This window comes from Rhizobium anhuiense bv. trifolii (assembly GCF_024346605.1).
GTDB lineage: Bacteria > Pseudomonadota > Alphaproteobacteria > Rhizobiales > Rhizobiaceae > Rhizobium > Rhizobium anhuiense.
Genome location: NZ_CP098803.1, coordinates 2355576 through 2376478, shown reverse-complemented (window position 1 = coordinate 2376478; position 20903 = coordinate 2355576). Strand labels below are relative to the sequence as shown.

At 61.3% G+C, this 20903-nt stretch carries 23 protein-coding genes and 1 tRNA gene; 9 read left to right on the top strand and 15 right to left on the bottom strand.

Features of this window, described 5'->3' with window-relative positions:
• Positions 1–65 precede the first annotated feature (65 nt).
• Positions 66–803, top strand: coding sequence for a hypothetical protein (locus NE851_RS20475; protein ID WP_097623136.1), 738 nt, complete (start codon positions 66–68; stop codon positions 801–803).
• Positions 804–829: 26 nt separating this feature from the next.
• Here the strand turns inward: NE851_RS20475 and NE851_RS20470 are convergent, their stop codons facing one another.
• Entirely contained in the window at positions 830–2323 is a 1494-nt protein-coding gene (locus NE851_RS20470) for an FAD-dependent monooxygenase (RefSeq protein ID WP_097623135.1), read from the bottom strand.
• Positions 2324–2652: 329 nt separating this feature from the next.
• On the bottom strand, positions 2653–2823 hold the full coding sequence (locus NE851_RS20465; protein ID WP_165932244.1) for a hypothetical protein: 171 nt from the start codon (positions 2821–2823) through the stop codon (positions 2653–2655).
• Positions 2824–2989: 166 nt separating this feature from the next.
• Between NE851_RS20465 and NE851_RS20460 the strand changes: the two genes are divergently transcribed.
• The gene (locus tag NE851_RS20460) at positions 2990–3217 is read left to right on the top strand and encodes a hypothetical protein (protein ID WP_063475538.1); all 228 of its coding nucleotides are present in this window, start codon (positions 2990–2992) and stop codon (positions 3215–3217) included.
• Positions 3218–3288: 71 nt separating this feature from the next.
• Here NE851_RS20460 and NE851_RS20455 read toward each other — a convergent pair whose 3' ends face one another.
• The 5 genes from NE851_RS20455 to NE851_RS20430 all read right to left on the bottom strand — a co-directional run bounded on the left by NE851_RS20455 (position 3289) and on the right by NE851_RS20430 (position 5979).
• Positions 3289–3492 carry a CsbD family protein gene (locus NE851_RS20455; protein WP_003559213.1) on the bottom strand — a complete coding sequence of 68 codons (204 nt, stop codon included), beginning with the start codon at positions 3490–3492 and terminating at the stop codon, positions 3289–3291.
• Positions 3493–3655: 163 nt separating this feature from the next.
• A complete protein-coding gene (locus NE851_RS20450) occupies positions 3656–4144 on the bottom strand; it encodes a hypothetical protein (RefSeq protein ID WP_254962425.1) in 489 nt (162 codons plus the stop codon).
• An 82-nt stretch (positions 4145–4226) separates the two neighbouring features.
• Positions 4227–4502, bottom strand: a complete 276-nt coding sequence (locus NE851_RS20445) for a hypothetical protein (protein ID WP_165932245.1) — start codon at positions 4500–4502, stop codon at positions 4227–4229.
• Positions 4503–4622: 120 nt separating this feature from the next.
• Positions 4623–5168 carry a hypothetical protein gene (locus tag NE851_RS20435; protein ID WP_097544420.1) on the bottom strand — a complete coding sequence of 182 codons (546 nt, stop codon included), beginning with the start codon at positions 5166–5168 and terminating at the stop codon, positions 4623–4625.
• Positions 5169–5903: 735 nt separating this feature from the next.
• Positions 5904–5979, bottom strand: a tRNA-Lys gene (locus tag NE851_RS20430).
• A gap of 230 nt (positions 5980–6209) precedes the next feature.
• Between NE851_RS20430 and NE851_RS20425 the strand changes: the two genes are divergently transcribed.
• The 5 genes from NE851_RS20425 to NE851_RS20405 all read left to right on the top strand — a co-directional run bounded on the left by NE851_RS20425 (position 6210) and on the right by NE851_RS20405 (position 11275).
• On the top strand, positions 6210–6959 hold the full coding sequence (locus NE851_RS20425; RefSeq protein WP_097623134.1) for a cytochrome c biogenesis CcdA family protein: 750 nt from the start codon (positions 6210–6212) through the stop codon (positions 6957–6959).
• A gap of 266 nt (positions 6960–7225) precedes the next feature.
• A complete protein-coding gene (locus NE851_RS20420) occupies positions 7226–7996 on the top strand; it encodes an SDR family NAD(P)-dependent oxidoreductase (protein ID WP_097623180.1) in 771 nt (256 codons plus the stop codon).
• 111 nt (positions 7997–8107) lie between these two features.
• Positions 8108–8902: a potassium channel family protein gene (locus NE851_RS20415; protein ID WP_097623133.1), complete on the top strand. Its 795-nt coding sequence runs from the start codon at positions 8108–8110 to the stop codon at positions 8900–8902.
• Between the two features lie 262 nt (positions 8903–9164).
• On the top strand, positions 9165–10100 hold the full coding sequence (locus NE851_RS20410) for an MBL fold metallo-hydrolase (protein ID WP_097623132.1): 936 nt from the start codon (positions 9165–9167) through the stop codon (positions 10098–10100).
• A 212-nt stretch (positions 10101–10312) separates the two neighbouring features.
• Complete coding sequence (locus tag NE851_RS20405; protein WP_097623131.1) at positions 10313–11275, top strand: AEC family transporter; 963 nt, start codon at positions 10313–10315, stop codon at positions 11273–11275.
• On the opposite strand, the gene NE851_RS20400 is transcribed toward NE851_RS20405, so the two are convergent.
• The 5 genes from NE851_RS20400 to cysG are packed head-to-tail and all read right to left on the bottom strand — an operon-like array spanning position 11243 to position 16448.
• Complete coding sequence (locus NE851_RS20400; protein WP_063475533.1) at positions 11243–12454, bottom strand: UbiH/UbiF family hydroxylase; 1212 nt, start codon at positions 12452–12454, stop codon at positions 11243–11245. The genes NE851_RS20405 and NE851_RS20400 overlap by 33 nt on opposite strands.
• Positions 12455–12492: 38 nt before the next feature.
• Entirely contained in the window at positions 12493–13005 is a 513-nt protein-coding gene (locus tag NE851_RS20395; protein WP_047615398.1) for a DUF934 domain-containing protein, read from the bottom strand.
• 10 nt (positions 13006–13015) lie between these two features.
• On the bottom strand, positions 13016–14686 hold the full coding sequence (locus NE851_RS20390) for a nitrite/sulfite reductase (RefSeq protein WP_047615036.1): 1671 nt from the start codon (positions 14684–14686) through the stop codon (positions 13016–13018).
• Positions 14687–14694: 8 nt separating this feature from the next.
• Positions 14695–15009 carry a DUF2849 domain-containing protein gene (locus NE851_RS20385; RefSeq protein WP_011651871.1) on the bottom strand — a complete coding sequence of 105 codons (315 nt, stop codon included), beginning with the start codon at positions 15007–15009 and terminating at the stop codon, positions 14695–14697.
• Positions 15010–15011: 2 nt separating this feature from the next.
• On the bottom strand, positions 15012–16448 hold the full coding sequence (gene cysG / locus NE851_RS20380) for a siroheme synthase CysG (protein ID WP_097623179.1): 1437 nt from the start codon (positions 16446–16448) through the stop codon (positions 15012–15014).
• Positions 16449–16716: 268 nt separating this feature from the next.
• Here cysG and NE851_RS20375 point away from each other — a divergent pair, with 268 nt between their 5' ends.
• Positions 16717–17304, top strand: a complete 588-nt coding sequence (locus tag NE851_RS20375; RefSeq protein ID WP_097623130.1) for a deaminase — start codon at positions 16717–16719, stop codon at positions 17302–17304.
• Between the two features lie 6 nt (positions 17305–17310).
• Entirely contained in the window at positions 17311–18150 is an 840-nt protein-coding gene (gene mazG, locus NE851_RS20370) for a nucleoside triphosphate pyrophosphohydrolase (protein WP_047615033.1), read from the top strand.
• Between the two features lie 120 nt (positions 18151–18270).
• Here the strand turns inward: mazG and hflX are convergent, their stop codons facing one another.
• From hflX to NE851_RS20355, 3 genes are all read right to left on the bottom strand, one after another.
• On the bottom strand, positions 18271–19596 hold the full coding sequence (gene hflX, locus NE851_RS20365; RefSeq protein WP_097623129.1) for a GTPase HflX: 1326 nt from the start codon (positions 19594–19596) through the stop codon (positions 18271–18273).
• A gap of 77 nt (positions 19597–19673) precedes the next feature.
• Positions 19674–19916: an RNA chaperone Hfq gene (gene hfq / locus NE851_RS20360; RefSeq protein WP_003539403.1), complete on the bottom strand. Its 243-nt coding sequence runs from the start codon at positions 19914–19916 to the stop codon at positions 19674–19676.
• A 111-nt stretch (positions 19917–20027) separates the two neighbouring features.
• Positions 20028–20891, bottom strand: coding sequence for a D-amino-acid transaminase (locus tag NE851_RS20355; protein WP_097623128.1), 864 nt, complete (start codon positions 20889–20891; stop codon positions 20028–20030).
• Positions 20892–20903 lie beyond the last annotated feature (12 nt).

Sequence of the window (20903 nt, the reverse complement as noted above, 5' to 3'; positions counted from 1 at the left end):
ACCCCCTTCGACTTCCTTTACAATCCGTCGTTTCGGCCTCCGAGGCAGATCGCAAGGGGAACTCGATGGATCGTCTTATTGGCGCAGATGAAGCGGCTCAATCGGAGAAACGGGCTGCAAGGGCGGATCAACGGGATGGCCTTGCTCGGGATGTTACGACCATCAAGCTCGGCGACTGCCTGCTGGGATACAAGGTCGTACAGCGACGCATGCGGGTCAGCCGCTGGAACCATTTCCGGGGCCGGGTGCGCGAGATCGAAAAACTGATCAGGCATCGTCACGGCGACATCGTGCCGGAGGCGGATGACGCATTGATCTACGTCGAGGTGATCGCCAGCCTCGCGTTCGTCGAATTCAGGCAAGAGTTCGTCGACGTGGTGCTTGGCTGGTCGGCGCGCTGGCTTCCATGGGCTGGAAAAGCCGATATAGAGGACATCATCTACGAGCGGACAAAGGTGCGTTTTTCCTCGTTGTCCGCCGACGCTCTCGGTCATGCCCTGCATCTGAGTTACTCAGAGCGGAGCGCGCTCGACATTCGCACCATTGGTGCATTCGATGTGCCGAAGCGGAAAAGAACAAAACTTCAAAACGAAAGGCGGCGGCAGCGGGACCGAGCCCGAAAAGAAGAGCGACGGCGTGCGGCAGGCGCGCTGCCCAGAGCTGACTATCTTGCCAACGCCCTTAGCCAAGCGCGCCCCTGGGAGGCTTTCGGCATCAGCCGTCGCACCTGGGAACGCCGCGGCAAACCGATGCCCGAGCCCGAGACGATTTTGGATTGCGGTTCGATTTCGCTCGCCGCATAGGCCAACAGCTCACGAATTCTCGGTCCTTAGCCGGCTGGTCCGAACCAGCTATTCATCGCATCTTGCAGACCATCCTGCGTCCCGTCACCCACCCACGCCACGTAGCCATCGGGCCGGATCAACACCGCGGCCGGCGCGGAAACAATGCCCAGCGCGGGCAGTTCCCATGCACCATCACATCGGGCATCGACCAACGTGACGCGGTCCGACCACGGCGTGATGTCGACGCTGCCGGGTGCGCCGAAATTCACGAGCGCTGGCCGTGCATTATGGAGGAGCGTAAAGAGACGCAAAGGACCATCCGGCGTGGTGAGCTCAAGGTCAGGCATGCGGCGGCCGAGCAGCGGATGGCCTTTGCCGAGATCGTAATGAATCGCCAGTCCGGACATCTCGGCCGCGATCCTTTTGCGAGGCTCCTCCATGCCGAGGAGCTCCGTTATCATCTCACGCAAGGCTTCCGTTCGATCGTCCGTCCGTTGCAACGCGACCTGCGCCATCGTCGCCCGCAACACCCGGGCGGCCACCGGATGCCGTTCGGCGTGGTAAGTATCGAGCAGGGCTTCAGGCGACATTCCTTTCACCACCTGGGCCAGCTTCCAACCGAGATTGACGGCATCCTGCACACCGGTATTGAGGCCTTGTCCGCCCACCGGAGAATGCACATGGGCGGCATCGCCGGCCAGGAACACCCTGCCCTTGCGGTATGCCGCCGCCTGGCGTGACATGTCGGTGAATCTGGAAATCCACTTGAGACTATGGATGCCATAATCTGTCCCGCATGCGGCAATCAGGGCTTCCTTGAGATCGCTGAGCGTCGGCTCGCCCGTGCCGCCGACCGTCTTTTCCGTTACCATGACATTGATCGGGCCTTCACTGGCAAAGACGACCTTGCCGTCGCGAATTTCATATTCCTCCCGGCCGAAGGCATGCATGCCAAGGGCCGTGCGATGGACACCCAATGGCGGCTCCTCCTCCATCTCGGCTTCGGCGAGAATGTTGCTGGTCGTCGCATCCCATCCTGGAAATTCTATGCCGGCAATCTTGCGGATCAGACTGCGGCCACCATCGCAGCCGACGAGATAACCTGCCCTGAGCGAGGCGCCGCCGGAGAGTTCGATGGTGACGCCGATATCGTCCTCCGCAAAACCCGTCACGTCACGGCCGCGATAGATCGGCACCGCCAGCTCCTCGACCCAGCCGGTCAGAATGCGCTCGATATGCTTCTGCCGCAGCGCCAGCCCGTAATTGTGCCGGGTCGGAAAATCGCTGATATCCAGACGCGTGACCGCAAATCCGGTAACCTGGGCAATCTGGCCTTCGGCGAGGAAGCGGTCGACGATCCCACGCTGATCGAGAACCTCGAGCGTGCGCGCACTCAAACCGCCGGCCCGCATACCGGCAAGCTCCTGGTTGGGACGGCGTTCGACGATCGCCACGTCGACGCCTGCCAAGGCCAACTCGCCTGCCAGCATCAGGCCTGTCGGACCTGCTCCCGATATCACGACGACATGTTCTTTCATCCGCAAACTCCCCTTGGCCTGGTGTCCCAATGCAATATCTCAAAGCCTCGGACAGCGGCTTCTTCGCAATCTGAATGATCCCACCCAGGTGCCGATTTTCTCTGTCGCAGGTTGTTCTCCCTATAATGTTATCTTCTGACTGGTTGGAACGACTTGCGACAGGATTTCCGGCTTGCTTTCCAAAGCCATGTTGGTCGCCACTTGCGGATCTTTTGCCGGGGAGCGCGGGCCTTTCAACACGACCTGACCGGGTGCGCGCCGGATCTGGCAAGCACCTTTCCCGGTCATCATTCCCACGGCGATCAATCCATGAGCTGGTACGGCGCATCTCACTGCGGAGCCGTGGCTTTTTCCGGAATCGTATCGGCTGCCGGTCGCTCAGACGGATCGGCGGGATGGCCATAGATCGTGTAGGCGGCGCCGGCCAGAATGCCCAAGACGAGAAGAGCGATGACGTACAGCATCATTCCGCGGATGGCCGTCATCGGTGTCTGGTCCATCAGGATCTCCAAGATTGCTCAGCGGTCAAATTCACTGCGAGCGCTTTTGGTTCCGGCGAGCTTGCTTCAATCTTTCCGTGGAGGTTGTTCACGCGAGGAGCTACTCACGGAACGATCAGGTCCGGATCTGGTTTACCCCAAGACCCTGGTTTCTATGGAGGTCACCATGTGGGCAATCCTGATCGGAGCCGCTCTCATCATCGGCGGACTTCTTTTTCTCTTTACGTCGGCGCTTCGTCGAAAACCGAGTAATCCGCATCAAATGCTGCCGCAAGGCAGCACCACGCTGGAACCACGACGCCAAGGCCTCAGATTCCTCGGGATATCCCAAAACTGGCCAGCGCTAGCGGTTATCGCAATCGGCGTACTTCTCTTGGCTTTCGGTGGTTCGTGACATCCGAGAGCCCTTGATCGCTGTAGCTCCTTCGGCAAAAACCCGGCTTTCACCGGGTTTTTGTTCAGGCACTACCAAGTCTGGCGGCCGCTCCAGTCATCGATGTCGCGTTTGATACGGTCCTTTTCGATGCCATACCGCTCCTGGATCTTGCCTTCCAGCTGGTCGCGCTTGCCGGCGATCTGGTCGAGATCATCGTCGGTGAGTTTGCCCCACTGCTCCTTGATCTTGCCTTTCGCCTGCTTCCAGTTTCCTTCGATCCGATTCCAATCCATGGTCGATTTCTCCTCTTTGCTGATGAGAAGAAAACGGACCGCAGCGGAAGTTGGTTCCTGTGCCTCAGCAGATTTCCGCGAAGCTCCATCCTGCGGCAAAGACGGGAATGCCCAGAGAAAGCCGGCAGCAGGAATGAACAATCGTGTTCTCGGTCATTCGCAGTCAGGGATATTTGTAAGAGACGCTACCTTTGATCCAGGCCAATTTTCCGTCCTCCGCTCTTTCCCAGGCTATTTTGACATTCATCGGGTATGGGCAACCGTCTTGGTGAAACTGAGCTTGACGGACGCTTGGAGCACGCTCGCCGCAGGGTGAGGAAATCTGGAACCCCTCCGCCAGCAGATATCGCTCCATAGCCGCCCCGTCACTCTCTGGCGGAAATCGCGCGCGCAAACGTCGTGTTAGCTCCGGCGAAACGCGTTCCTTCAAGGAGTGCCGGAGGAAATCTTCGGGAGGAGGACATCCTTGGCTCCACCAGCCTCCCGTGGCATGTAAATTGCGCAGCAGCGCAGGCACGGGAGGATCGCACTCCCATTGCCAGCAGCCTGAAAGGAAACCGCAGACGACGATCAGCACGGCGCGTACAGGCAAATGAATGATACTCATGGCATCTAAATTGGCGCAGAGGTTGTTCATTTTCCATCCCGCCATCTGGCGTAGGGTTTCCACCCAATAGCCGTAGGGAGCGGGTGAAAGGTTGCAAGGCCACGGCTCCATGGACCCGCGTGCCCGCTCATCTGGAGAATTTTTTTGACGCCGACGAAACATCAGGTGGGTTGGACTTCGATTTTTCCCCTCTATGAATGAAGAACCCGAAAAACACGCTGGCAGACCTCCACATCAGCCCACGGAACTGCGTCGGCGTCTCGTCCAGATGCTTGCCGCCGAGGGCATTCCCCAACGCGAAATCAGCCGTGCGCTGGAGATCGACCCGAAAACGCTGAGGCAACACTTTCGCCACGAGCTGGACATCGGCGCCGCCAAGCTTGAAGCCGCTCTTGTCGGTCATCTGCTCCGCCTCGCCGGCGGTAGTGACGATGTGGCACTGCGGGCGATCAAGTTTATTTTGAAGGCGCGCTTCGGTTGGAGCGAATACGCCCCACCGCCATGCGGCTGACAGTACTTGCGTTTAACGTTCGATTTCAGCCAAGTCTTCAGGCGCGATATCCAAACCATCATCCCAGACGAAACCAACAAGGCGTCCATATTCCTTGATCGCCTCCTCTAACACCAAACCCAGATTGATCAGCTGATAGCTATGGTTGGTGGCCCGTAAGGTATCGATGCTACCAAGCGCTGCGCCGGCATATAGCTTCGCGTCGTTGTTAGCTGTGTCCGATTTAACAACACTCAGAAGATACTCGCTGGCGTCGGCATAGAAGCGCACCGGCTTCGGCATCCTCCGCGCGATCATCTCATCCACCGTTGCCTGGACGCGCTTCTTCTTGTCGAACCAGTAGAACAAGATCGCAACCTTGATTACGCCGAGAAGCGCGTAGAGCAACTGGAAAATGTACAACGCCGCGATTGCGATAAGTGCCACGATAAAAGCTTGGCCTGCCGTGTTATCGAAGAACAGCGCGATGATGAATGCGACTACGAAATCGACAAGGCTGCTGAAAAGAACGCTGAACCAATAGCTGCGCCGAGCAGCTGACTGGAATTGAGTTGCCATCGCAGTTCCCCCATTAAATGCTCAACTTTCGCATGGGAACCGTAAACGTAACGTCACTTCTCAGGCTCTGGAAACGAAGGCGCTATTCCTTCCCCGGTTATACCCGCGACGCGCGCTGTTGGGCTCCACAGGCGGCAAAGCGGGGCATCAGGGCCGCATTGCTAGCCGCCACAGTTCAGCGAGATCGTCCAGACCCATCCTGAGCATATCCGCCGCTGTGAGCCGTTCCCGCTTGCCGTCGCCGACCACCTCATGAAGCGCGTAGCCCTCACCGCAAACGGCGGACACAAGACCATACATCCGGGTGCCGAGGAGAGCCCGACCGGGCCAGCTCTTTGCTCGCGCGCCATTGATTACGGCCGGGAACATGTCGACGGTGGCAAGGCGCCGGCTCCCTTGCCGCCCATGGCCTCCCATAATGCACGGAACCGCGTCGCGGCGGCCACCTGAGCAGGATCGAGAACGCCCCGTGCCGCCATTGTCGTGATGGCGCTTTCCCGGACGTTTATCATTGCGACGACGTCGCGAGGGTTCGTCGCATCGGCCGGATGGGCGCGCGAATGAAAGGGGTTCTCCTCGAGGACAGGGTGAGCTTTAATTTCTTGGATGGCCCGGGCATGCCGGGAGGATGCCACAGAGGCGGGGAAAACCGGAAGCCAATTTTCCCCCAGGCCGATCTACCAGAGCGATCGTTCCTCATGCGAAACTTTATGTGCTTGTCTTTGTTGGAGACTTTGGTGAGAGCGTCGGGGTTCGAACCCGAGACCTACTGATTAAAAGTCAGTTGCTCTACCGGCTGAGCTACGCTCTCCCTCTCCGCGGGTGTGACCACCCCGGCTGGAAGTGGGCGGAACATAGGCAGGTGACCCATTGCGGTCAACCGAAAAATTTGCCTTTTTTCGACGGTCGGCACATTTCTTGCCGGCGCAAGACGGATGTCTCGCGTGCAAAGACAGATTTCTTGCGCGCGCAAAAAGGTGATTGGCAATCCCGGGCCTGCAAAGCTAGGAACATCACGCAGATTGCAGCCGGAGAGAATGCGTGTCGATTGCCGATATTTCCCTGTGGAGCGCGCTGATTGCCGGGGCGCTTTCCTTTCTGTCGCCCTGCGTGCTTCCCCTCGTCCCGCCCTATCTCTGCTATATGGCCGGCATCTCCGTCGAGCAGTTCCGCGGCGGCGGTGCGGTTGTGGTCGCGCCCGGTGTCAGGCGCGGCGTTTTCTTCTCCGCACTCTTCTTCACGCTCGGCTTTGCCACCGTCTTCGTGGCGCTCGGCGCCGGCGCTTCCAGCATCGGCATGGCGCTTCGCCAGCATCTCGACCTCCTGTCGAAGATCGGCGGGCTGATCATCATTGTCATGGGGCTGAACTTTCTCGGCCTCTTCCGAATCGGGCTGCTGACCCGCGAGGCGCGCTTCCAAGGCGGCGGCAAGCCGGCGACGCTGACGGGCGCCTATATCATGGGCCTTGCCTTCGCCTTCGGCTGGACGCCCTGCATCGGGCCGGTGCTCGGCGCCATCCTCGGCGTTGCCGCCTCGCGCGAGACGGTCGGCTCCGGCGCCGGGCTGCTCGCCATCTATTCGCTCGGCCTTGCCATCCCCTTCTGGATCGCCGCCGGCTTTTCCGGCGCCTTCATGCGCTTCCTGTCGCGCTTCCGCCGCCATCTCGGCACGGTGGAAAAGGTGATGGGTCTCTTCCTGGTGCTTACCGGCCTCGCCTTCCTGTTCGGATGGGTCAGCAATGTGGCGATCTGGTTCCAGCAGACCTTTCCGATCCTGATGCAGATCGGCTAGGCCACCGGATACCGATTTTCCAGGTCGTGTGGGTGGCGGTATCGGAAGCCGCCGCGAGATCAGCCTCGTCGCTTCCTCCCGCGCCGTCGGTCGTCGTGTGCAGGATCCGACGGGCAATGCGGATTTTTGCCGGGGCCTATCGGGGAAAGTGTCCCACGTTGCGGGATCGCCCATTGGTCAAGGGGACGCTCCTCAGCATGTTGAGAATATCTGGCATCCGCACGCCGACGCTGTCATAAATTGATTTCATCGAGGGAGGCATGATGATGCAGAAGAACGCGCCGGACTTCAGCCTTGAGGGCAAGGTGACTTTGGTGACGGGAGCGAGCCGTGGCATCGGTCGAGCTTGCGCACTTGCCTGTGCCGCAGCAGGTTCCGATATTGTTTTAGGGGTCCGCGATGTCGCAGCTTCGGCGGGCCTGGTTGCCGAACTCGAAGGCACGGGACGAAGAGTTCTCCCTGTTGAACTGGACATTCCCAACAAGGCCCATATCGCGCAGGCCGTCGACGCGGCGCTTGCTACGTTCGGTCGGATCGACGTCCTCGTCAACAATGTCGGGGTGGCTCCGGGCAATCTCGCAGAACTCGTCGAGGAGAAGGACCTTGACGAGATACTCGATGTCAACATCAAGGGCACCTTTCTGATGACGCAGGCTGTGGGCCGCCAGATGATCAAGCGCAATGGGGGCCGGATCATCAACATCAGCTCCCAGGCCGGTACCGTGGCACTGCGCGGCGAGGCAATCTATTGCATGAGCAAGGCGGCAATCAATCACCTCACCCGCTGCCTTGCCGCCGAATGGGCAGCCTATAATGTCACCGTAAACACCGTATCGCCAACGTTCATCCACACGGATGGCACAGCACCTTTTCTGTCCGATGCCGACAATCGCAAGGCGACGCTCGATCACATTCCGCTCGGCCGAATCGGCGAAACCGATGATGTGGTGGGTGCCGTCGTCTTCCTGGCATCACCGGCTGCGAGCCTGATCACCGGCGCGAACCTGCTGGTGGACGGCGGATGGTCCGTCACCTGAGGCGAGGCGGAACCTGCAGCGCAAACCTTGTCCAGACGAGAACAATGATTTCCCCCGACAAGGATCTCTTCGGCGACTTGCGGACGCCGATGAGGGATCTACATTCCCTGGATGAAAATCTTCGAATCCGGCGACGGCTCTCAGCAGAATTCGCTCCGCCAGGTGCTGCGAAGGCTCGATAGGGCCGACGGCAGACAGGCGGTCGCCTTTCGGGTGGTATTTGCTGCCATTGACGTTGCCATTCTCGCCTTCTTCCTGCTCGGCCCGTACCTGCGATCCGGTCCGTCCTATCTGATTATCGACTATGCGATAGCAGTGTGGATCGCCGCCGAGATGGTCGGCCGGGCGATCGCCGCAGCCTCCGTGCGCGAGTGGATTCGGCGGCCAATGACCTGGATCGACTTCGTGGTGCTGGCCACGCTGTTGCTGCCGGACCTGCTCTTCAATTTCGCATTCCTGCGGATCATGCGGTTCTGGGCGATCGGCACGAGTCCGCTGCTCAAGGATTTGCTGCGCAAGGCCGGCTATTTACACCTTCTCGACGTCGTCCGGGCGGTGATCAATTTCCTTGTGTTCCTCTTCATGGCAACCGGGTTCGTCTATACGTCCTTCTTCTACAACAGGGAGGGAGGCGAAGGATTCGTCGATGCGCTATATTTCACGGTCGCGACGGTGACGACGACGGGATTTGGAGACATCACGCTTCCGGGAACGCTGGGCAAGCTCACTTCCGTGGTGACGATGATCGTCGGCATCTCCCTATTCGTCAGGCTTGCTCAGGCAGTCGTGCGGCCTCACAAGGTGACCTTTGCCTGTCACCGATGTGGCCTCCAGCGCCATGACGCCGACGCCGTTCATTGCAAGGCGTGCGGAGACGTCTTGAACATCCCGGACGAGGGATCGTGACCGTCGCCCCTGGCGAGACGATACGGCAGGCATTTGTGGCGAGCCCATTCCCAGGCTTGCCGCGTTCGCTGATCTGATCGACTCCGCGCTCGTCCAGCACGCCGCCGGCAGTCAGAAGCGAGGCCCGCACCTATTCGGTGGTATGGCTTGCCCTGTCCCTCGGCCCCACCCGCCCTTATCCCTCGACCCAATCGATCGCAAACACGCCTCCATGTAGCGTCGTCGATGCCGTGTTTGAGGCGGCGGTCAGAAGGAGACGAACATGAACCTTGAGACAAAGATGAGCCTGGAAAACACCGCACACACCGGCAGACCTCCGCTCGACGAATTGGTTCCGTCGCGCTACGCGGTGCAGGTCGGCGAGATTGAGGTGCTGGTGATCAGCGATGGCGTGCTACCGCTCCCAACCGCGATGCTAGGACACAACATCGATCCCGCCGTCCGAGCGGCCTGGCTGAAAGACATGTTCCTGCCGCCGGACGCTTTGGATTGGGCGCTGAACGTGGTCGTGGTGCGCAGCGGCGACCAGACCATACTCCTCGACGCCGGGCTGGGGCTCGACCCGGACTTGCACCTGCCGCGGGCCGGGCAACTGATCAAGCGACTGGAGGCCGCCGGCATCGATCTTGCGTCGGTGACCGACGTGGTCCTGACCCACATGCACATGGACCACATTGGCGGACTGCTCGTCGACGGGGTGAAGGAGCAACTGCGTCCGGACCTGCGGATCCACGTGGCGGCCGCCGAGGTCAAGTTCTGGGAGGCGCCCGATTTCTCCCGGGTCTCCATGCCGCCGGGGTTCCCGGACGCGCTTCGGGCGACCGCCAAGCGGTTCGCGAAGGAGTATCGTAGCCATCTCAGGCTGTTCGATGATGAGTACGAGGTGGCGCCGGGCGTGGTCGTCCATCGCACCGGCGGCCACACGCCCGGGCACAGCGTGATCCGCCTGGCGTCCAGCGGCGACCGGCTGATGTTTGCCGGCGACGCCGTGTTCGCGGTCGGGTTTGAACATCCGGACTGGTTCAACGGCTTCGAACACGACCCCGAGGAAGCGGTGCGCGTTCGGGTCCGCCTTCTGCGGGAACTGGCGGAGACCGGCGAGCAACTGGTGGCCACTCACCTGCCGTTCCCCTCCGTCGGCCGGGTGGCGGTCGACGGCGACGCCTTTCGCTGGGTAGCGGCCTTCTGGGACTACTGATCGGTTGTTCGGTTGGTCGTAGAGCGTGTACTCAATGAGTACACGCTCTATCGATTTAGTTTACGCAATTCCGGACGCAAAACCGCTACACACTTTTGCTGGAATTGCTCTTGTTTCTGCGCAATTCCGGACGCAAAACCGCTACACACTTTTGCTGGAATTGCTTAAGTCAGAACCTGACCCGCCGATCGTCCCCTGCACTGGAAGACCTCTTGGCCGATATCGTCAGCCTGCTATTGCCGTTCTTCGGCCTGATCCTGATCGGCTACATCGCAGCCAAGGCGACCAAACAGCCAGCCGAAACGTTGGGATGGCTGAACACCTTCATCATCTACGCCGCCCTGCCCGCTCTGTTCTTCAAGCTGGTCTCACGCACGCCGATCGAGGAGCTGACGCGCGTCGATTTCATCGTCACCGATATCGCGGCGACCTATGCGGTCTTCATCCTGCTGTTCGCCATCGGCCGCATTCTGCGTGGCAATTCGCTCGCCGATTGCACCATCCAGTCCTTTGCCGGCGCTTACGGCAATATCGGCTATATGGGGCCGGGCCTGGCGCTCCTGGCGCTCGGCGAAGGTGCCGCCGTGCCGGTGGCGCTGATCATCTGCTTCGAGAACGCGCTGCATTTCATCGTGGCGCCGGCGCTGATGGCGGCGGCCGGCGACGACAAGCGTTCAACCAGCCAACTCGCCGCCGATATCCTGCGCAAGGTGGCGCTGCATCCCTTCATCCTGTCGACGGCGGCAGGCTTTGCCGTGGCCGCCCTTGATATCGACCAGCCGCTGGCCTTTCAGCGCCTCGTCGATTACCTCGCCCAGGCGGCCGCGCCCTGCGCGCTCTTTGCCATGGGCGTGACTCTGGCGCTCCGGCCGCTGAAGCGGATCCCAGCAGAGATCTCCTATATCGTGCCGGCGAAGCTGATCCTGCATCCGATCGCGGTTTTCGTCGCGCTGACGGCGGTTGGCGGTTTCGAGCCGGTGTGGATCCAGGCGGCCGTGCTGCTTGCCTGCCTGCCGACGGCGACCAATGTCTTCGTCATCGGCCAGCAGTACGGCGTCTGGCAGGAGCGCGCCTCGGCGACGATCCTGATCACGACAGTGCTATCGGTGGTGACTGTTTCGCTCTGGCTGATCGTGATCCGCTCAGGCCTTCTTCCGCTTCAGCTTTTCCCGTAGAGCATCCGGAATATCCCGGAAGCCGCGGCCGGGCTCGATGCCTTCGCGCATGACGATGTTGCGCAGCGGCGGAATGGCCGAGAGAATATGCAGGCCGGCGGCGCGCAGCATCTGGACGGGCAGGAAATCCGAGAGCAGCGAGCGGTTGAGGAGATCGACGCTGGCCGTGCGCGTCATGATGTCGGCGCGGCGCCTGCGGTCGAAGCTGTCACCGGCATCGGCCGGCACCGGCAGTTCCGCCCTGTCGCAGAGGATATCGGCGAGCGCCATGATATCACGCAGGCTGAGATTCAGCCCCTGCGCCCCGATCGGCGGGAAGACATGGGCGGCCTCGCCGATCAGCGCGATACGTCCCTTGCCGAAACGATGCGCCATCATGCCGGAGAGAGGCCAGACCTGGACGCCCTCCTCGACATCAATCTTGCCGAGCATGGATTGCATGCGCGCCTCGACAATAGCCCCGAGTTCGGCAAGCGGCAATTCCGCGCGGCTTGCCGCTTCTGCGGGATCCTGCACCCAGACGAGGCTGGAGCGGCCTCCTGGCAGCGGCACCTGGGTGAAGGGGCCGTGCTTGGTGTGGAATTCGGTCGAGATGTTCTGGTGCGGCAGCGAATGGGCGAAATTCAGCACCATGGCCGATTGCGGATAGGACCAGTTGCGCACGCCGATGCCAGCGGTTTCGCGCAGCTTCGAGCCGCGGCCATCGGCGCCGACGGCAAAGTCGGCCGACAAGGTCTCGCCGCCGGCAAGTGTGATCGAGACTGTATCGCTTGATATTTCGATCGATTCGGCCATGTCGGAGAAGCGAGTGATATTGCCCTCGCCTGATATAGCCGCCTCGAGGATGTCGGTCAGGGCCTTGTTGGGGAAATTGTAGCCGAAGGCATTCAGGCCGACGTCGGCGGCGCGGAAGGTGGTCGTCGGCGCGCGCAGCAGCCGGTCGGTGCCGTCGACGATGCGCATGCTGGTGAGAGGAGCGGTTGCCGGCCGAAGCTTTTCCCAGAGCGTCAGCCGGTCGAGGAAGCGGATCGACTGGTCCATCAGCGCCGTGGTGCGCCGGTCTTCCTTCGGAGCGAGAGGAGCGACAAGCGCCACATCGCGACCGCCGCGCGCGAGCGCGATTGCGGCGATCATGCCGGCGAGCCCGCCACCGATCACCGCCACTTCGAATGTCTTCATGCTACTGTTCCGCCATCGTAAAAAGGCGGACCGTCCGCTTATGCGGCCGGCTTCGCCTGACGGCGCCAACTATAGCCCTTGCCGGCGTCGGCGTCACGCACCGCTGGCTGATAATGATGGGGAATGGCGGGAAGACGGTTTTCGGAAAGCCGCTTCAGCGCCGTGGCGTTGGTGACGGCAAAGCTGTCGATGCCGACGCGCAGCATCAGCGGCACCTGATCGATCAGCACGTCGCCGACGGCACGCAGCTCGTTGGTATAACCCAAGCGCTGGCGCAGCAGCGAGGCATGGCTGAAGGCGCGGCCGTCGTTGAACGCCGGAAAGGCGACGGCGACGATTTCGAGGCGATCGAGATAGGGCTCGAGCCTGCGCACATCGTCGGCCGGCTTGATCAGCACGCCGAGGCCGACATCGTTGCTTTCGTCGGCCTTGGCGATCAATTCGTCGAGACCGAGCAGCGGCTTCTGCTCCTCGGTCGCCTTCACCTCATCGGTTTCGATCACCCAGGGATCGTTTTCGACAAAACCGGTTTCTCTCCAGATCTTCGTCATCATCCCCTCCTTATGCCGCTTCGGCGGCCGAGCCGTAGAGCGCGGTCTTGAAAGGCTGCGGTCCGACGCGGCGATAGGCGGCGAGGAAGTTCTCGGAATGATCGAGGCGCAGGCCGAGATAGGTGTCGACGATCGTCTCGATCGCGTCGGTCACCCGGTCCGGCTCGAAGCCGCGGCCGATGATCTCGCCGATCGAGGTATGTTCGTCGCCGGAGCCGCCGAGCGTGATCTGGTAGAGTTCGGCGCCCTTCTTCTCGACACCGAGCAGGCCGATATGGCCGACATGGTGATGGCCGCAGGCATTGATGCAGCCGGAGATCTTGATCTTCAGCTCGCCGATCTCCGCCTGGCGCTCGGCATTGCCGAAGCGGCGGGAGATTTCCTGCGCGAGCGGAATGGAGCGCGCATTGGCGAGCGCGCAGTAGTCCAGCCCGGGACAGGCAATGATATCGGTGATCAGACCGGCATTGGCTTCCGCCAGATTGATGGCGACGAGGCCGCGATAGACGGCTTCGAGATCGGCCAGCGCCACATGCGGCAGGATCAGGTTCTGCTCATGGCTGACGCGGATTTCGTCGAAGCCATATTCCTCGGCGAGATCGGCGATCGCATCCATCTGCGCATCGGAGGCGTCGCCCGGAATGCCGCCGATCGGCTTCAGCGAGATCGTCACCATGCCGTAATCGGGGTTCTTGTGCGGCTGCACGTTCTGCTGCACCCAACGGGCGAAGCCGGCATCGGCCTTCTTCCAGCGAGCAAGGTTTTCCCAGCCTTCGGCGCGCACCGGCAGTGTAGGTGGCGCGAAATAGGCAGCGATTGCCTGGACATCCTTTTCCGGCAGCTTGAGCTCGCTATCTTTCAGCGCGGCGAATTCGGCCTCAACCTGACGCGTCAGTTCCTCGGCGCCGGTCTCGTGCACGAGGATCTTGATACGGGCCTTGTACTTGTTGTCGCGGCGGCCGTGCAGATTGTACACGCGCACGATAGCCGTGGTGTAGGAGAGCAGGTCTTCCTCGGGCAGGAAGTCGCGGATCAGCTTGGCGATCATCGGCGTACGGCCCTGGCCGCCGCCGACATAGACGGCAAAGCCGATCTCGCCCTTGTCGTTCTTCTTCACGTGCAGGCCGATATCATGGACCTGGATCGCGGCGCGGTCGCGCTCGGCGCCGGTGACGGCGATCTTGAACTTGCGCGGCAGGAAGGAGAATTCCGGGTGGACCGACGACCACTGGCGCAGGATCTCGGCGTAGGGGCGCGGATCGGCGATCTCATCGGCGGCGGCACCGGCGAAATGATCGGCCGTGACGTTTCTGATGCAATTGCCCGAGGTCTGCAGCGCATGCATCTCGACGCTGGCAAGATCGGCGAGCGCATCGGGAATGTCGGACAGCTTCGGCCAGTTGAACTGCAGGTTCTGGCGCGTGGTGAAGTGGCCATAACCGCGGTCATAGGTGCGGGCGATATGGGCGAGCATGCGCAGCTGGCGCGCGCTCAGCGTGCCATAGGGAATGGCGATGCGCAGCATATAGGCGTGGAGCTGCAGGTAGACGCCGTTCATCAGACGCAGCGGCTTGAACGCGTCCTCGGCGAGCTCGCCGGACAGGCGGCGCTGGACCTGATCGCGAAACTGCTCGACGCGCTCGCTGACAAAGGCATGGTCAAATTCGTCGTAACGGTACATCGTCTTCCTCAGACTGCAATGAATTCGGGATCGGCCGGAGCGTAGCCCGGGGCATATTCCATGGTCGGCCCTTGAGCACGGATGCGCTCGCGAAGGCGAAGCGGCCATAAAATGCCGTTGGTTTCCTGGACGTCGACGACGGCGACGTCAACGACCTCGTTGTCGGCATAGGATTTCTTGCCGATCGCCTCCAGCGCCGCAACGGCTTCGGCGTGACGGGCAACGAGCGCCTCCTGCAGCGAGGTGGACCACTTCCCGTTCGCATCCAGCCAGACGGCAATGCCGTCCGTCAGCCGGTTGGCGGTCAGAACCTTGTCACCCATATTCAGCTCCTTGCAAGTTCCTCGAGCCGGGCGTTTGCGCGCACCAGGGGCTCGGACAGTTCGAAATTGGCGCCGGCGACCGCATCGCCGATAATGACCATGACAGGTCCTGTCAATTCGTCGCGGTGCTGCAGATCGGGCAGATCAGCGAGCGTGCCATGCAGCAGGCGGCGATCGGCGCGGCTGGCATTTTCGATGACGGCAACGGTGGTCTCAGCGGGAATGCCCGCCTGCATCAGCCGCTCAGCAACGGAGGCTGCAACCGTGCGGCCCATATAGACGGCAATCGTCGCGCCTGACACGGCAAGGCTTGCCCAATCGGGCAGCACGTCGCCGGTCAAATCATGGCCGGTCGTGAAGACCAGCGAGGAGGCGACGCCGCGCAGCGTCAGCGGCAGCTCGAAATCGGCAGCGGCGGCGAAAGCCGAGGTGATGCCGGGCACGACCTCATAGGTGATGCCGGCAGCGCGCAGCGCGGCCATCTCTTCCCCTGCCCGGCCATAGACCAGGGGATCGCCGGATTTCAGGCGGACGACGCGCTTGCCCTGGCTGCCGAGATCGACCAGCAAGTCGTTGATTTCTTCTTGCGATTTCGAGTGGCAGCCCTTGCGTTTGCCGACGGAAAGCCGCTCGGCATCGCGGCGCCCCATATCGACGATCGCTTGCGGCACGAGGGCGTCATAAACGATGACATCGGCTTCCATCATCACGCGCTGGGCACGCAGCGTCAGCAGATCCTCGGCACCCGGACCGGCGCCGACCAGCCAGACGTGGCCTGCGACCTTGTCCACCGCGCCCAACAGCCCATCGGCCGCGTGATGCGCCTGCGGCAGGTTGCCATTGGCGACAGCATCGGCAACGGGGCCTGAAAAGAAGCGGCGCCAGAAGACACGGCGGGAGACGCCGCGGGGCACCCGCTGTTCAACGGCCTTGCGATAGCTGGTCGCCAATGCTGCGAGGCGGCCGAGCGAGGGCGACAGAAGCTGATCGATCTGCGCACGGATCATCTGCGCCAGAACCGGCCCTGCCCCTTCGGTGCCGATCGCGACGGCAACGGGGGCGCGATTGACCAGCGCCGGCGTGAAGAAATCGCAGTAATCGGGCTGATCGACGGCATTGGCCGGAATTCTGGCGGCACGCGCAGCATCGACGATATCGCGGTCGTCAGCGTCATTGCCGGTTGCGGCGAAGACGAGTGCCGAACCCTCGACCTGGTCGGCGGAAAAGGCAGCGCGCACGGTTTCGATACGGTTGGCGATCAGGAAGGCGTGGTAATCGGCTTCCGGCCGCTCGGCATAGGCGACAATCCGCGCCCGTGTGTTGAGCAGCAGCCGCACCTTGGCGAAAGCTTCGTCGCCATTGCCGAAGACAGCCGTCTTCTGGCCTTCCACGCGAAAGAAGGCGGGAAATACCGAAAGCTGTTCAGTCTTGGGAGGCATCATCAATCCACTTCGAAGTTGCCGGAATATGCCCTTGATCGACAAGGGATTGAAGGAACAGAAATTCGAAAGCCCAAGCAAGCAGGTATTCTTTTGCTCGTGCCGTCAATGATTTGAGAAAAGTCACCCGTGCTGCCAAAAAGCCGCATATCTCAAGCCCGCTTGCTGCAGTGCAGTATAAAGCCTGTGACAAAAGACGTCCACCGGTGCTTGACGCATTTCACTCGCGCCGCCAAGGCGATAGACTGAGGAAAACTGGAGGGCCCTCATGCCTGATACGACCATTGCCTCCCGCCTGCTTTCGGTCATGGAAGACGATATCCTGCCGCTGACGGAGCGTGGCGTTTCGCTTGGCAATAAGGTGTTCGGTGCGGCGATCTTAAGGAAATCCGATCTTTCGCTTGTCGTCGCCGAGACCAACAACGAGCTGGAGAACCCGCTCTGGCATGGCGAGGTGCACACGCTGAAGCGCTTCTACGAGCTTGGCGACAAGCCACCAACCAAGGATTTGATCTTCCTGTCGACACACGAACCTTGCACCATGTGCATGTCGGCGATCACCTGGGCGGGCTTCGACAATTTCTACTATTTCTTCAGCCATGAGGATTCCCGCGATGCCTTCGCGATTCCGCACGACCTGAAGATCCTGAAGGAGGTCTTCGGGCTTGAACCCGGCGGTTACCGCAGGCAAAACGCCTTCTGGAACAGCTTTGCCATCGCCGATCTCGTCGAAACCGAAGAGGCTCAGCTGAGAAACGCGCTGAAGGCGCAGACCGCCCGCATCAAGGCGCGCTATGACGCGCTGTCCAACTCCTACCAGTCGTCGAAGAGCGCCAACGACATTCCGCTCAACTGAGGCAACATGGAACCTTCCAAAGATATTTCGCGGCTGATCGAGATCATGGCGGCGCTGCGCCATCCCGAAACCGGCTGCCCCTGGGACATCGAGCAGAACTTCGAGACCATCAAGCCCTATACGATCGAAGAGGCCTATGAGGTCTCCGATGCGATCGAGCGCGGTGATATGGACGATCTCTGCGACGAGTTGGGCGACCTGCTGCTTCAGGTGGTCTTCCACGCGCGGATGGCCGAAGAGGCGGGCGAATTTTCCTTCGGCGACGTCGTCAACGCCATCACCGCCAAGATGATCCGCCGCCACCCGCACGTCTTTGCCCGCTCGGCGGCAGATACGCCTGATGCAGTGAAGAAGCAGTGGGACGAGATCAAGCAGGCGGAGAAACGCGAGCGCGCCGAGCGCCGGTCACGGCGCGGTATCACCGAGGACTTCAAGAGCGGCTTCCTCGGTTCGGTGCAGCGCAGCTTCCCGGCTTTGACGGAAGCGCTGAAGCTGCAGGAACGCGCCGCCAAGGTCGGTTTCGACTGGTCGGCGCCCGAACCGATCCTCGACAAGATCGAGGAGGAGATCGGCGAATTGCGGGCGGCACTTCGGGAAGGCGACCAGGCCAAGGTCAGCGACGAACTCGGCGATCTGATCTTCGCCGTCGTCAATATCGGCCGGCACGTGAAGGCGGATCCGGAACAGGCTGTGCGCGGAACCAATACGAAATTCCGTCGTCGTTTCAGTCATATAGAGCATGTTCTTGAAGCAGAAGGCGAAACGTTGGAAGACGCGACGCTGGAGCGGATGGAGGAGATCTGGCAGGCGGCGAAGGCAATCGAACGGGCTGTTTTGATTGGGTAGGTTGGATCGAGCATGACGGAGGGTGCGGCTGGCCTTGTCGCCGACCAGCCGGCCTGCGGAGGCGAAACATTGCCAAATCTTCCTTCTCCGCAGTGGGGCCGAAGGAAGTCTTGATTTCGCTCACCGCTCCCAATCTTCCTTATCAGGCTTCGGTCCGTTGCCGATGCGGCGCTCGAGTTCGGTTGCCTCGGTTTCGGAGAGGCGCAGGTCGAGGGTGATCGAGCCGTCCTCATTGTCCTCACGACCGTCGACGATGGCATGATCGTAAAGCCAGGGCAGCAACGCCAGCTTGTCGACCGGAAGGCGGATCGTTGCCTCGGTCATCACGCCTGACAGTCTGCGGCTGATTTCTTCCATCAGCGTATCGACGCCCTCGCCGCTGACGGCCGAAACCGCGACGACGTTGCTGGCGCCGGCGGCTTTCTGCACCATGGTATCGTGGACCTCGGGCTCCAGCCGGTCGATCTTGTTCCAGACCTCGATCAGCCGCTTGGCCGATTCGGCCTCGTCGATGCCGAGGTCGTTCAGGATGCGCATCACATCGGAGCTCTGCGCCTGGTTGTCGGCATCGGACATGTCGCGAACATGCAGGATGAGATCGGCTTCCAGCACCTCTTCCAAGGTCGCCCGGAAGGCGGCGACGAGATGGGTCGGCAGGTCGGAGATGAAGCCGACGGTGTCGGACAGGATGACGGTGCGGCCGTGCGGCAGCTTCATGCGGCGCAGCGTCGGGTCGAGCGTGGCAAAGAGCATGTCTTCGGCCAGCACGCCAGCGCCGGTGATGCGGTTGAACAGCGTCGACTTGCCGGCATTGGTATAACCGACGAGCGCTACGATCGGGTGCGGCACCTTGCGGCGCTTGGCGCGGTGGAGCTGGCGGGTGCGCACGACCTGTTCCAGCTCGCGTTCGAGCTTGATGATGCGATCCTGCAGCAGCCGCCGGTCGGCTTCGATCTGGGTTTCGCCGGGGCCGCCCATGAAGCCGCCGCCGCCGCGCTGGCGTTCAAGGTGGGTCCAGCTTCGGACCAGACGGCCTTTTTGATAGTTCAGATGGGCGAGGTCGACCTGCAGCGTGCCTTCCTTGGTGGAGGCGCGGCGGCCGAAGATTTCGAGGATGAGGCCCGTCCGGTCGATGACCTTGGCGTTCCATTCCTTCTCGAGATTGCGCTGCTGCACCGGCGTCAGCGGATGATCGACGATGACGAGACCGGAATCGCGCTCGTCGAGCAGCGCCTTGATCTCCTCGATCTTGCCGGTGCCGAGCAATGTGGCCGGTCTCGGGTCGTTGACCGGGACGATCGAGCCGTTGACGACATCGAGGTCGATCGCCTGGGCAAGACCCGTCGCCTCTTCGAGCCGGCTTTCCGGCGTGCGGGTCGAGGCCGATTCGGACTGGCCGCCGCGACTGCGCGATTTCAGAACCGGCACGACGACAGTCGCGCGCATGTCGTCCCTGTGCTTGGCGGCTTCAGGGATGATCGAATCGTTCTTGGTATCGCGTGTCGAAATGACGGCTGATCCTGTTAGGACGCTGCTTCTTCGCTCTCGAACATCTGCATGGGCTGGCCCGGCATGATCGTCGAGATCGCATGTTTATACACGAGCTGCGAATGGCCGTCACGGCGAAGAAGAACACAGAAATTGTCAAAAGACGTAACAACGCCCGTGAGTTTCACGCCGTTGATCAAAAAGATTGTCAGGGAAATCTTTTGCTTGCGAACAGTATTGAGAAATAAGTCCTGCAGATTCTGAGAACGTTCCGCCATCGCGCCGCTTCTTTCTTTATTGCCGACCTGATCTGGTCGGTAGAATATCAATCAACCTCACCATGCAAGACCGGCAGCACCCTCATTCCACCCGTCCAGCAAATCTTGGTATCAAATCGCAATCTTTTCCGCAACGTCGAAAAAGGCTTCGCGGACTTTCTGCGAAACACTGCCCGGATGACCGTTGGCGATAGGCTGGCCATCGACGGAAACGACCGGAAAACAAATGCTTGTGGCTGCAGTCAGGAAGACCTCGCGGGCTGCGAGCATCTCGGAAACGGAGAAATTCCGCTCCGTGATCTTCAACCCGAGCTTGGCTGCAACATCCATCAATGTGGTGCGGGTAATGCCGCGCAGAATTCCGTGTTCGGCAGGCCGCGTCACCAGCGTCCCGTCCCGGTCGACGATCCAGACATTGGTCGCCGCCCCTTCCTTCACCATGCCGTCGCCATCGACATAGATCGCCTCCTGGGCGCCGGCTTCCTTGGCTTGCTGACGGGCCATGGCATTCGGCAACAGGCCGACGGATTTGATGTCGACGCGGTCCCAGCGATTGTCGGCAAGGGTGATCGCCTTGATGCCGTTGGCGTTCTTGGCAGCAATGATTTTGGGATCTGTGCTCTTGGCAGTGATGACAAGCGACGGCGGCGTGCCCTCGGCCGGGAAGACATGATCGCGGCGGGCGACACCGCGCGTCACCTGCATGTAGAAAAGCCCGTTGCGGACATGGTTGCGGCGCAGCGTCTGACGAATGACCTGGGTCAGCGCCGCCCGGCCCATCGGCCAGGCGATGCGCAATTCGCCGAGCGACCGGTCGAGACGGTTCAGATGGCGCGTCAGGTCGACGATGTAGCCGTGTCGGACCTCGCAGACCTCGTAGACGCCGTCGGAGAACTGATAACCGCGGTCCTCGATATGGACGCTGGCATCGGAATGCTTGACGTAGCGGCCATTCACATAGGCAATTCTCGGCATGGGAAACCTGGT

What these genes read in the sequence shown, in the direction of transcription:
- NE851_RS20390 (WP_047615036.1), bottom strand. Translation starts at nt 14,686, where the DNA reads ATGTACCGTTACGACGAATTTGACCATGCCTTTGTCAGCGAGCGCGTC.
- NE851_RS20385 (WP_011651871.1), bottom strand. Translation starts at nt 15,009, where the DNA reads ATGGGTGACAAGGTTCTGACCGCCAACCGGCTGACGGACGGCATTGCC.
- NE851_RS20465 (WP_165932244.1), bottom strand. Translation starts at nt 2,823, where the DNA reads ATGGACCAGACACCGATGACGGCCATCCGCGGAATGATGCTGTACGTC.
- NE851_RS20445 (WP_165932245.1), bottom strand. Translation starts at nt 4,502, where the DNA reads ATGACCGACAAGAGCGGCTTCAAGCTTGGCGGCGCCGATGTCCAGCTC.
- hflX (WP_097623129.1), bottom strand. Translation starts at nt 19,596, where the DNA reads ATGCGCGCGACTGTCGTCGTGCCGGTTCTGAAATCGCGCAGTCGCGGC.
- NE851_RS20460 (WP_063475538.1), top strand. Translation starts at nt 2,990, where the DNA reads ATGTGGGCAATCCTGATCGGAGCCGCTCTCATCATCGGCGGACTTCTT.
- NE851_RS20415 (WP_097623133.1), top strand. Translation starts at nt 8,108, where the DNA reads ATGAAAATCTTCGAATCCGGCGACGGCTCTCAGCAGAATTCGCTCCGC.
- NE851_RS20475 (WP_097623136.1), top strand. Translation starts at nt 66, where the DNA reads ATGGATCGTCTTATTGGCGCAGATGAAGCGGCTCAATCGGAGAAACGG.
- mazG (WP_047615033.1), top strand. Translation starts at nt 17,311, where the DNA reads ATGGAACCTTCCAAAGATATTTCGCGGCTGATCGAGATCATGGCGGCG.
- cysG (WP_097623179.1), bottom strand. Translation starts at nt 16,448, where the DNA reads ATGCCTCCCAAGACTGAACAGCTTTCGGTATTTCCCGCCTTCTTTCGC.
- NE851_RS20420 (WP_097623180.1), top strand. Translation starts at nt 7,226, where the DNA reads ATGCAGAAGAACGCGCCGGACTTCAGCCTTGAGGGCAAGGTGACTTTG.
- NE851_RS20395 (WP_047615398.1), bottom strand. Translation starts at nt 13,005, where the DNA reads ATGACGAAGATCTGGAGAGAAACCGGTTTTGTCGAAAACGATCCCTGG.
- NE851_RS20400 (WP_063475533.1), bottom strand. Translation starts at nt 12,454, where the DNA reads ATGAAGACATTCGAAGTGGCGGTGATCGGTGGCGGGCTCGCCGGCATG.
- NE851_RS20375 (WP_097623130.1), top strand. Translation starts at nt 16,717, where the DNA reads ATGCCTGATACGACCATTGCCTCCCGCCTGCTTTCGGTCATGGAAGAC.
- hfq (WP_003539403.1), bottom strand. Translation starts at nt 19,916, where the DNA reads ATGGCGGAACGTTCTCAGAATCTGCAGGACTTATTTCTCAATACTGTT.
- NE851_RS20355 (WP_097623128.1), bottom strand. Translation starts at nt 20,891, where the DNA reads ATGCCGAGAATTGCCTATGTGAATGGCCGCTACGTCAAGCATTCCGAT.
- NE851_RS20410 (WP_097623132.1), top strand. Translation starts at nt 9,165, where the DNA reads ATGAACCTTGAGACAAAGATGAGCCTGGAAAACACCGCACACACCGGC.
- NE851_RS20470 (WP_097623135.1), bottom strand. Translation starts at nt 2,323, where the DNA reads ATGAAAGAACATGTCGTCGTGATATCGGGAGCAGGTCCGACAGGCCTG.
- NE851_RS20435 (WP_097544420.1), bottom strand. Translation starts at nt 5,168, where the DNA reads ATGGCAACTCAATTCCAGTCAGCTGCTCGGCGCAGCTATTGGTTCAGC.
- NE851_RS20450 (WP_254962425.1), bottom strand. Translation starts at nt 4,144, where the DNA reads ATGGCGGGATGGAAAATGAACAACCTCTGCGCCAATTTAGATGCCATG.
- NE851_RS20455 (WP_003559213.1), bottom strand. Translation starts at nt 3,492, where the DNA reads ATGGATTGGAATCGGATCGAAGGAAACTGGAAGCAGGCGAAAGGCAAG.